At 62.6% G+C, this 3,135-nt stretch carries 3 protein-coding genes; 2 read left to right on the top strand and 1 reads right to left on the bottom strand.

Features of this window, described 5'->3' with window-relative positions; translation table 11 throughout:
* Both TSO5_RS30200 and TSO5_RS30195 read left to right on the top strand, forming a co-directional pair.
* The coding region (locus TSO5_RS30200) for a lasso peptide biosynthesis B2 protein (RefSeq protein WP_211099791.1) at window positions 1-656 on the top strand (656 nt) is incomplete at its 5' end.
* A 610-nt stretch (window positions 657-1,266) separates the two neighbouring features.
* Window positions 1,267-2,877: an asparagine synthetase B family protein gene (locus TSO5_RS30195; protein WP_158282513.1), complete on the top strand. Its 1,611-nt coding sequence runs from the start codon at window positions 1,267-1,269 to the stop codon at window positions 2,875-2,877.
* Between the two features lie 28 nt (window positions 2,878-2,905).
* Here the strand turns inward: TSO5_RS30195 and TSO5_RS33160 are convergent.
* Window positions 2,906-3,135, bottom strand: a 230-nt coding sequence (locus tag TSO5_RS33160; RefSeq protein ID WP_211099790.1) for a hypothetical protein, incomplete at its 5' end; no start/stop codon positions are given.

The raw sequence follows: 3,135 nt of genomic DNA, 5'->3' as shown, positions 1-3,135 counted from the left end.
CGAATGTCCTCCTGAAGCGCCTTCACGCAGGCGATGACGGCGCCGGCGATGGCTTCAACCCGTGCGTCACCGCGAACCTCCAGGATGGAGAAGATTCATGGTGCGTTCGCCACTCAGTCAGGGGAATCCCCGGCAGCGCTCGTTCAAGCGATTACCGTGAACGCGGGTTCCCAATGACCTTGAAAGCACCGTCAATTTCCAGCATGGTCGGTTCGTTTCTGTCTGACATATCGGAAATGGCAATGAGAGAGGCGCTTGCACGGATAGAGGCAACTGCCGCCCTGATTATTGCCTGGGTGCTGGTTTTCATCATCCCCTTCCGGTGGAGCCGACGATGCTTTGGTCCCGTGACTTCGGCTACGGACCAGCCGCCCCATCTCCCCAGCCCGTCTCATGTCGCACGCGCGAAAATTGTAACCCGCCGCCTGCATCGTGTCGCCCACTGCCTGCCTTGGCACAGTTCGTGCCTTGTCCTGGCGCTATCCGGGCGGATGGTTCTGGCCCGGCGCGGGATCAGGGGCAGCGTCGTGCGGTTTGGCGTCAAGGTGGAGAATGGCCGCGTTGATGCCCATGCTTGGCTGATGCTTGGGACCACAAGCCTCCTCGGAGAAAAGGAGGCCGAGGGTTATCATCCGTTGGCAGATTTGACGACATAGCCTTGAAATAGATGTGGCTACCACCTTATAACCCGTCAAGAGCCACTGAGGGGAACGAACAAATGGCGGATGACACTGCGCCGCACAGCGATCTTCATCGGATTGAAGCAATGTCGCCCGTCCAGAAGCCCCCGACCTGGGTGGCTCCGCTCTCTTGTGTGACCGAAACCGACATTCGGGCCACCGGCCCGTCATGGCAGCCTGCGCCCGAAGCTGTGACCGGGGTGGTCTGGTGTGCCTCCTGAGGGCGTTGTTTGAATAGTCCCCTCAGATCGTGGCTCTGATCGGCTATTGCGGCCATCCGCCGCGTGATGCGGACCTTGGCCGTGTAGGGTCTGCAGTTGCGCGTCGGCACCTGTGGTCTGGAACACACCAGCTGGGCGCGCAGGCTGCCATTGGAGTCCTGCCGGATGGTGCCCCGTTCATGGGAGGCACAGCAGAGCGCGTCTCTGTGCAAGGCGGAAAGGCCGTTGATTCCGCTGGTCGTGGGTTGGTGCTGACCGGATGCTTGTTTGACGCGCCGGACTTCGCAAGCTGCCATCATCTGCCCCGCCATTTGCCAGCGGCAGCGTTGGCGGCGGCGTGGTTGGAGCGTCACAGCAGCGACTCCATGGCTGCGGCCCTGGATGCGCTGGAAGGGGATTACACCTTGGCCCGGTGGGATCCCAGGACGGGCACCCTGCTGCTCGCGGTGTCCCCCATGTCCTCGCGCACACTGTATTGGCACCACAGCCCGCAAGGGACGTGGTTCGCCTCGTCCTTGGCCTTGCTGTTCCGCTTTCCCTCGGTACCGCGGATTCCGTCGGTCGTGAATATTGCCGCCCATATCACGCTGATGGTCCTAGACCCGGCGGATACGGTGTTCGAGCAAGTGCGCCATGTTCCCCAGGGCAGTCTGCTATGGGCCGGACCTGATGGCATCCACGAGGGGACCATCTGGCGCCCGGACCCCAGCAAGCGGCTGCGCTTTCGCCGCAACGACGACTATGTGCAGGCAGCGCGGGAACTGTTGGATCACGCCGTGAGAAAGCGCCTCCAGGGCGCGCGGCCTCCGGCGGTGACGGTCACGGGCGGTCTGGACAGTGCGGGTCTGGCGGCGACAGCGGCAAGGTTGCTGGGGGATACGCCCCTCGATACCTATACGGCCGTTCCCGCCGATGGTTCTGCTGCGCCCATATCGCCCACATACTATCCCGACGAGCGGTCACCGGTCGAAGAACTCGGGACACGCTATCCAAGCCTCCGGTCGCATTTCTGCACCTCTACCGAGCTTTCCGCGTTCGAGAAGGACCCGACGCCGCTTTTTCTTGCAGGTGGGCGGGCGGTACTCACCACATCCCATCTTGGCTGGTTTGATCCGCTGTACAAGGCAGTCCAGGCCCACGGCCATTCCAGCGTGATGGTCGGCACCATGGGGAATTTCACTCTCAGCTTCGATGAGGGGCTGATTTTTTCCGACATGCTGCGGCGGGGACGGTTTCTGTCATTCCTGCGGCTTTTCCCACAGGTCATGAGCTATCGTGGGCGACGCGCCCGCGATCACCTCGTCCCCACCATCGGGCGGGCATGGCCCGAGATGCGTGCCGTGCGGCGGCGCATCCTGGGGCGGAGCAGCAAGGAGTGGAAAGGCAGGACCTATGTCCGCCCGGACCTGATCGAACAGATCGACTTGGAGGGTCTGGCCGACCGCTGGGGCGAAGAAGGAATCATCGCCAACAACGCCGACAGCCGCGTCCAACGTGCCCACTTCCTGCACAACCAAGGGACCCGGCAGGTGGAGACTCTGACGACGCTGCGGGCCTATTACGGACTCGACCTGATTGATCCCCTCTCCGATCGGGCATTGGCCGAGTTCTGTCTGGCGATTCCGCCAGAACAGTATGTCATTGATGGACGCTCACGGAGTCTGGCCCGCCGGGTTCTGGCCGACCGGCTGCCGCCCCGCCTGATCGACGAACCCCGGCGCGGGCAACAAAACGGCCACTGGTTTGCCCGCCTCAGCCAGCAGAAAGACATCTTCGCTGCTGACTTGGCACAGATGGAGGGCATTCCCCTCGTCGCCGGCATTCTCGATCTTCCCAAACTGAAATCCTTGATTGATCGCTGGCCCGCCGACGCCCAGGAAGCCCATGCACGCCGGTTGCACTACGAATCCGTTTTGAGCCACGCCATTCAGATCGGGCGCTTCCTGCGCTGGGTTGATGGCGGCAACGGGACCTGAACGGATTATAGGTACTCCAACGCCCGCATCACCCGGCCGCGATCAGCCTCAATCCGCTACTGCCGAGCCGAGACGGTTCAGTCGAAGTCGGGTAATACCCACGATAATCGCTTGAACGAGCGCCGCCGGGGATTCCCCTGACTGAGCGGCGAACGCACCATGAATCTCCTCCATCCTTGAGGTTCGCGGTGACGCACGGGTTGAAGCCATCGCCGGCGCCGTCATCGCCTGCGTGAAGGCGCTTCAGGAGGACATTCG

Origin of the sequence: Azospirillum sp. TSO5 (genome assembly GCF_003116065.1) — a bacterium.
Lineage (GTDB): Bacteria > Pseudomonadota > Alphaproteobacteria > Azospirillales > Azospirillaceae > Azospirillum.
Note: the sequence above shows the minus strand (reverse complement) of the source record. Positions and strands in the feature narration are given on the sequence as shown.